A 6,358-nucleotide genomic window follows, 5' to 3' on the forward strand; every position below is an offset into this window, starting at 1 on the left:
ATCAGGCCTGTATTCTCCCGCCAAGAAGCATCAGCTTGCCGCCCACGAAAACCTCCGTGGCCAGGCCGCAAAGCTCCTTGTCTACAAACGGCGAATTCCTGCTGCGCGATTCTATGCCGGAGGCCGCGTATATCCACTTCACGGCGGGGTCCACGACGGTGATGTCCGCGGGCGCGCCTTTGGCCAACGTTCCTCCGGCAATGCCCAGGATTTTCGCCGGGGCATGGGACATAAGCTCGGCCAGCCGCAGCCAGGTGATTATCTTTTTGTCTATCAGTTCCATCACCGCCAGGCTAAGCGCCGTCTCGTGGCCGATTATGCCGAAGGCGGCGGCGTCAAATTCCACGTATTTGTCGTGCAGTCCGTGCGGCGCGTGGTCCGTGGCGATAACATCTATGGTCCCGTCGGCCAAGGCGTCCTTGAGCGCGGCGGCATCTTCGGCGGAGCGCAGCGGCGGGTTCATCTTCGTGCGCGTGTCGTAGCCGCAGCAGGCCTCCTCGGTAAGCGAGAAGTGGTGGGGCGCGGCCTCCGCCGTAACCGGCGCGCCGGTTTTTTTGGCTTTCCTGATTATCTCGCAGGATTCTTTGCAGGAAACATGAGCTATATGCACCGGCGCGTCCAGCCCCCGGGCATACTCTATGTCGCGGCGGACCATTTCATACTCGGCGGCGCGCGCGATGGGCCGAAGGCCCAGCTTGCCGGCGGTGAAGCCTTCGTTCATCACGCCGTTGGCGGATAGTTTTTTGTCCTCGCAATGGTCTATCAGCGCAAGGCCGTTGTGCCGCGCGGCCTTGAGCGCCTTGCGGAAAACATCGTCGGCGGAGATGCAGGAGCCGTCGTCGGTGGCGGCCACCGCGCCGGCGGCCTTGAGCGCGGCGAAATCGGACAGTTCCGCGCCCTGCCTGCCTTTTGTGGCCGCGCAGGCGGCATAGGCGCGCACCAGAGACTCTTTCTTTACAGTCTCGGCCAGTTCAAGGGCGGTGCGCGCATTGTCCACGGGCGGGTCGGTGTTTGGCATCATCAGAACGCCGGTAAAGCCGCCCTTGAGCGCGGCGCGCGAGCCGCTTGCCACAGTCTCCGAATCCCCGCCGGGCCAGCGCCAGTGCGCGTGCATGTCCACAAGCCCCGGCAGCACGATTTTTCCTTTGGCGTCAATAACCTGCGCCGCCCCGGACGCCGGCAGCTTCGCCGCGACGGCCTCTATTTTCCCGTCGGAGACCAGCATGTCGCGCACGGCGTCCAGTTTTGAGGCCGGGTCAACGCAGCGTCCGTTTTTTATGAGATATTTCATATCGCCTCGCTTGCCATAGCGGTCAGATACATCACGGCCATGCGGACGGCGACGCCGTTTGTCACCTGCTCCAGAATGACCGAATTGGGCCCGTCGGCCACCTCGCTGGACATTTCAAGCCCGCGGTTGATAGGGCCGGGGTGCATTACCACGATGTTCTTTTTGGCCTTTTTAAGCCTGTCCTGCGTAACGCCGAATTCGTGGAAGTAGGCCGCGCGCGATGGGAACGCCTGCGCCGCGTCGCGCTCAAACTGCATGCGCAGGACGTTTATCGCGTCCGCGCCCTCCAGCGCCGCGTCCAGGCTGGAGACGGCGCGCACGCCGAATTTTTCCGCGCCCTCCGGCAGCAGCATTCTCGGCGCGCAGACGGTTACGTTGGCCCCCAGCTTGGTGAGCCCCCAGATATTGGAGCGCGCCACGCGCGAATGCGCGATGTCTCCTATGATGCTGACATTGACGCCCTTTAGTTTCCCGAATTTGGAGCGCAACGTGTACAGGTCCAGCAGGCCCTGGGTGGGATGCTCGTGCCAGCCGTCGCCCGCGTTGATGACGCAGGCTTTGACCGCGCGCGACACCATCACCGGCGCGCCCGACATGCCGTGCCGTATCACCATGATGTCAACCTTCATGGCCTCTATGTTGCGGGCGGTATCCACCAGCGTTTCGCCTTTTTTGACGCTGGAGGTGGCAATATTGAGATTCATCACGTCGCAGGAAAGCCGCTTTGCCGCCAGCTCAAAAGAGGCGGAAGTGCGGGTGGACGGCTCGAAAAACAGGTTGGCCACCGTCTTGCCGCGCAACGTGGGCACTTTTTTGACGGCGCGCGTCGTAACCTGTTTGAAAGAATCCGTAACCTCCAGCACATGCTCTATCTCGGCGGCGGAGAGGTATTCAAGCCCCAAAAGGTCTTTTCTGGTCCATTTCATGGCATTTTCTCCAGCGAGACCTCGTCGGTCCCGTCCGTTTCCTTGAGGCGGACGCGCACTATCTCGTTTTTCGCCGTCGGGACGTTCTTGCCGACGTAGTCGGCGCGTATGGGCAGTTCGCGGTGGCCCCGGTCAACCAGCACGGCAAGCTCTATGCGCGCGGGACGGCCAAGGTCTATAAGCGCGTCTATGGCGCAGCGCACCGTGCGCCCGGTGTAGAGCACATCGTCGGCCAGAATGACGGCGCGGCCCTGCACGTCGAAACCGATTTCAGTGCAGCGCATAAGCGGCTGCTCGGCCAACTGGCTGAGGTCGTCGCGGTAAAGCGTGATGTCGGCATAGCCGCGCGCGATTTTTTTTCCGGTTATGACGCCCACCCGGTCGGCCAGCCGGTCGGCGATATGCGCGCCGCGCGTCCTGATGCCGATAATGGCCAAAGTCTCGTCGTCGCCGCGGCGCTCGGCTATCTCGTGGGCGAGGCGGCTTATGGTGCGCTCTATCGCGCCGGCGTCCATAAGCGGCGCGGGATGTTTTGTCGTCATTGCTGTCTCCATTTGATTCGGAATTCCCCGGCGTAAAAATAAAAAAGCCTTGCCCGCGTGATACCGCCGGCAAAGCGCGCTTGTGTCATAATCCGCCTCCCTTTCCGGCCTCTCGGTGCCGGCTTTAAAAGGATACTGTTTCACTTAATCTAGCAATCAATGCGAATACGAGTCAACTGCGAAATCCGTTCCGGCATGCGGTTATATCTATGAAAAAATCTGGCGGGACAGTCCCGCTCGGAATTTTCCGCACGTGCCGGACGGGTATGCTCGTCAGATGTTCCGGCGGGCTGGCCGCGCCGATTGCCGCGCCGTTTCCCGCTGTCACCCGCGGGAAACGGGCAAATAAAAAAGCAGGGGCGGGCATTTGCCCGCCCCTGCTTTGATTGCGAACCGGTTTAGAACTTCAGCTGCGCCGAAAGCGCGCCAGTGAAGCTGCCGCCGTCCTGCGCGGCTTCCGCGCTGGCCAGCGAGACCGACGCGTCAACCGTCAGCGCGAATATCTTCACGCCCGCGCCCAGGAAGTAGGCTGCGGATTTGCGGTCAACAAAATCGGCCATGTTGGTGAAGTCGTTTTGTATGCCGCCGCGCGCCGCCAGGAAGCCGGGGATTACCCACAGCTCCGCGCCCAGTTTGCCCAGCGTTTTGTTGCCGGCGTCAAGCTTGGCTATCTGGTAGTCGGCGTCAATGGTCAGCACCTTGCCCAGCCCCAAAGCCGCGCCGAAGCTGTAGGTCGGTGCAAACTTGGTGATGGTTTTGGTGGACGCCCCGTGATATTTCACCGGGTCGTAAACGAACCAGTTGCCGCTGCCCACGTCAAAGTTATCCCGCCAGAGATAGCGTTCGGTGGTGTCTACGCTGCCGACGATATTTTTGCCGGAGGCGCCCAGCGTCAGCACGCCCAGGTTGAGCATGGCGCCGATGTCGGCGGTGTAGCCCTTGAAGTTCACCGTGTCAACGGATTTGAACTGGCTGTTAGCGTTGGGCAGGGGAAGAGAATCGCTGGTTTGTCCGCGCACAGTGCGCGTTGCATCCCCCTTGATATAATTCAGGTTGACGCCCAAATCCAGCCGTCCCAGCGAAAGCGCGCCGGTGAGCGCGTAGGTGTTGAGGTTGGATACGTCCATCTGATCGCTAAGCGTTTTGTAAGCTATGGTCCAGTCATCCGGCGCATGGGTGTACTGCATGCTGCCGTATTTCAGGTAAGTGTCGGTGAAATACGGTTTTTTCATGCTCAGACCCAGCGCAAGAGGACCGACCTTCAGCGCAACTCCGCCCAAGGTGGGGGTTACGGTATTCTTTGTTTCCTTGCTGCCGTTATCGTTGGCCACTTTTGAGTGGTTCATCACCGTCAGCAGTTCGGCTTCCACATGTTTGACTTTGGCAAGGCCGGCAGGGTTGTATTCAACCGCTTCCAGGCCCTCGGCTGCGGCCGTAACCGCGCCGCCCATGCCCATCGCCCTGGCGGAGCCGCCGGACGTCCACGGCAGGAAGGCATTTATGTCAACCTGTTTGGTTTTGTCTACATACGCTGGCCGGGTGCCACCGGGCCAGGTATCCCAGTAATAGTCGGTGGCGAATCCGATTTGCGCGAATGCGGAAACGCACAGCGCGGCCGCCGCAAGCAATCCTGTTCTTTTCATTAGCATCTCCTTGATTAGTCTCTCTCCCCGAAACGGGCGCGGTCTCCCGCGCCGTGTAACAGCGTAAATGCTAACAATTGCATTGCCACGTGTCAACGCGATTTTTCACGCGATTTTTCACAGGAACAAAACTGTTGACTTTGACAAGGCAAAGCGGTAGGATAAGACTGGAGACGCGGAGTTTTGAAATTCATGAATGGAGATGAAAAGATGCGCTTACGCTCTGTTCGCAAAGCTACTGGCAGAAAAGGTTTCATGCTGGCCGAAATAGTGGTTGCCACAGCATTGCTGGCGACCATGGTAGGCGCGTACATGACGTTTTACACCGCCGTGAAGCGGAATTTCAGGACGTCGGATTACGATTATGTCGCCATCAACCTGTGCAGGGACGCGCTGTCCTTCGCCGCCGCGGGCACGTTTATGCCGTCAACCAGCATGACATGCTCCGCCAGCGGCGGGCTCGGTTCGCTGGGCGGGCTGTTGTCGTCGTTGTTTGGCGGAAGTTCATCATCCTCCAGCAGCGCATATACATCCGCGAGTTGCGGGCTTATATTTCCGGGAATCAACCTGAAAACGGCAGGCCTTGTGCCCAAAGGAGCGCCGAACAGCGTGGTGGTAAGCGTAAACACTGTCCGCATGGCGTCCATGAACAACGCGCCCAACATCACAGTTACGGTGCAGTGGAAAGACACCGACGACGGTATAACCAGAACGCGCACGCTGTCCACGATACCGCTGTTCTATGTCAACGACCAGCTTCGCCTGACGATATCCAATTTCAGCTGGACATAGCAGCCAAGGAGCATCGGCTTTATGGCAAGCAATCTCAAACAAGCGAACAACAAAGGTTTTGCGCTGATAATGGTGCTGGGTATCATCCTGTTCATGACATCCTCCATCGTCTGCACCATGGTGATGATGAACAGCAAGATGGAGGACCTGCGGCAAACCCTGGACAGGACCATAGCGCGCAGCGCCTGCGAAGCCGGAGCAAGCATGGCAGTGCTGGCGATAGGCTCTGGGAAAAGCAGCGGAACCACAACTTTCACCTACAATGTCGGCAACACGCCCTGCAAAATAACCTATACCATATCAAGGGCAGGCGGAACCTGGACGGTAAAAGTAACAACTCCGTCGCCGATGGGATTTTCCACCGTTTATACCCTGGAGGCTTCGGGACAACGTTCCTTCCCCTTCTTTATAAAAGGCCCCGGGGCCCTGATGTAGCGCCGGCAAGCCGCCGGGCTGCATACCACACGCAATATTCCGTTACAATGCCGGGTGCCGGCCAGGCGCCGCGCTTTCGGGCCGGTTCTTTCTCCTGCCCGGAAATTGCAGCCGACAGCGGGACCTGGGGCGGCGTATGGCGCGGACAGTCCGCCGCGGAATTTGACGCGCATGCCCGTCCGGCATGTGAGGAAAACTCTGCACAGGAATGCCCGCCGGCTGCCGCAGAATCCCGCTGTCCAACTGCAATTTCCGGGCTTGGGGAGTCCGTTTCTCCGACGGCCACAGACGTTTCTGCGCTGCTGAAAAATTAGGCCTTGACATGCGCGCGGGAAGGGGTATACTATATCAGGAGCACGGTGAGGTTGCAGTGCGGCGGTTCTTGAAAGGCAGTCTTCTCGGCAATGCGCGTGTGCGCATGTGCGCTGAAGAAGAATAAGTTTTTTTTGCTGGAACCGCGGTCGCAAACTGTGCAGCTGGAACACACTTAAGGAGGAGTTATGAATAAACACGGAGCGACGCTGGTTGAACTGCTGGCGGCTGTGGGAGCCCTGGCAGCGATGGCGCTGACTATAGCGGCCATGTCCGGGATGGTGGCGACCTCCAACGCATCCATGGACAAGAACGCGCTTGCCCTCAGCCAGGCAAACGTGGCGCTTGAAACCGTCATAGACGGGGTTAAGAATTCCCCCGTAATGCCGGGTTCCATACCCCAGACGGTGGCAACAC

General features: G+C 59.4%; 7 protein-coding genes. 3 read left to right on the forward strand and 4 right to left on the reverse strand.

Features of this window, described 5'->3' with window-relative positions; all coding sequences use genetic code 11:
• Window position 1 precedes the first annotated feature (1 nt).
• From WC421_06240 to WC421_06255, 4 genes are all read right to left on the reverse strand, one after another.
• Entirely contained in the window at window positions 2-1,291 is a 1,290-nt protein-coding gene (locus WC421_06240; protein ID MFA5161827.1) for a dihydroorotase, read from the reverse strand.
• Entirely contained in the window at window positions 1,288-2,217 is a 930-nt protein-coding gene (locus WC421_06245) for an aspartate carbamoyltransferase catalytic subunit (GenBank protein ID MFA5161828.1), read from the reverse strand. The genes WC421_06240 and WC421_06245 overlap by 4 nt, the downstream gene beginning before the upstream one ends.
• A complete protein-coding gene (pyrR, locus tag WC421_06250; GenBank protein ID MFA5161829.1) occupies window positions 2,214-2,759 on the reverse strand; it encodes a bifunctional pyr operon transcriptional regulator/uracil phosphoribosyltransferase PyrR in 546 nt (181 codons plus the stop codon). The genes WC421_06245 and pyrR overlap by 4 nt, the downstream gene beginning before the upstream one ends.
• A gap of 398 nt (window positions 2,760-3,157) precedes the next feature.
• The gene (locus WC421_06255; protein MFA5161830.1) at window positions 3,158-4,402 is read right to left on the reverse strand and encodes a hypothetical protein; all 1,245 of its coding nucleotides are present in this window, start codon (window positions 4,400-4,402) and stop codon (window positions 3,158-3,160) included.
• Window positions 4,403-4,612: 210 nt separating this feature from the next.
• On the opposite strand from WC421_06255, the gene WC421_06260 reads away from it, so the two are divergent.
• The 3 genes from WC421_06260 to WC421_06270 all read left to right on the forward strand — a co-directional run.
• Window positions 4,613-5,194, forward strand: coding sequence for a hypothetical protein (locus WC421_06260; GenBank protein ID MFA5161831.1), 582 nt, complete (start codon window positions 4,613-4,615; stop codon window positions 5,192-5,194).
• A gap of 21 nt (window positions 5,195-5,215) precedes the next feature.
• The gene (locus WC421_06265) at window positions 5,216-5,629 is read left to right on the forward strand and encodes a hypothetical protein (GenBank protein MFA5161832.1); all 414 of its coding nucleotides are present in this window, start codon (window positions 5,216-5,218) and stop codon (window positions 5,627-5,629) included.
• Between the two features lie 500 nt (window positions 5,630-6,129).
• On the forward strand, window positions 6,130-6,358 hold a 229-nt coding region (locus WC421_06270; GenBank protein MFA5161833.1), incomplete at its 3' end, for a hypothetical protein.

The organism is Elusimicrobiales bacterium (assembly GCA_041651175.1).
GTDB lineage: Bacteria > Elusimicrobiota > Elusimicrobia > Elusimicrobiales > Elusimicrobiaceae > JAQTYB01.

What these genes read in the sequence shown, in the direction of transcription:
- WC421_06260 (MFA5161831.1), top strand. Translation starts at nt 4,613, where the DNA reads ATGCGCTTACGCTCTGTTCGCAAAGCTACTGGCAGAAAAGGTTTCATG.
- WC421_06265 (MFA5161832.1), top strand. Translation starts at nt 5,216, where the DNA reads ATGGCAAGCAATCTCAAACAAGCGAACAACAAAGGTTTTGCGCTGATA.
- WC421_06240 (MFA5161827.1), bottom strand. Translation starts at nt 1,291, where the DNA reads ATGAAATATCTCATAAAAAACGGACGCTGCGTTGACCCGGCCTCAAAA.
- WC421_06245 (MFA5161828.1), bottom strand. Translation starts at nt 2,217, where the DNA reads ATGAAATGGACCAGAAAAGACCTTTTGGGGCTTGAATACCTCTCCGCC.
- WC421_06255 (MFA5161830.1), bottom strand. Translation starts at nt 4,402, where the DNA reads ATGAAAAGAACAGGATTGCTTGCGGCGGCCGCGCTGTGCGTTTCCGCA.
- pyrR (MFA5161829.1), bottom strand. Translation starts at nt 2,759, where the DNA reads ATGACGACAAAACATCCCGCGCCGCTTATGGACGCCGGCGCGATAGAG.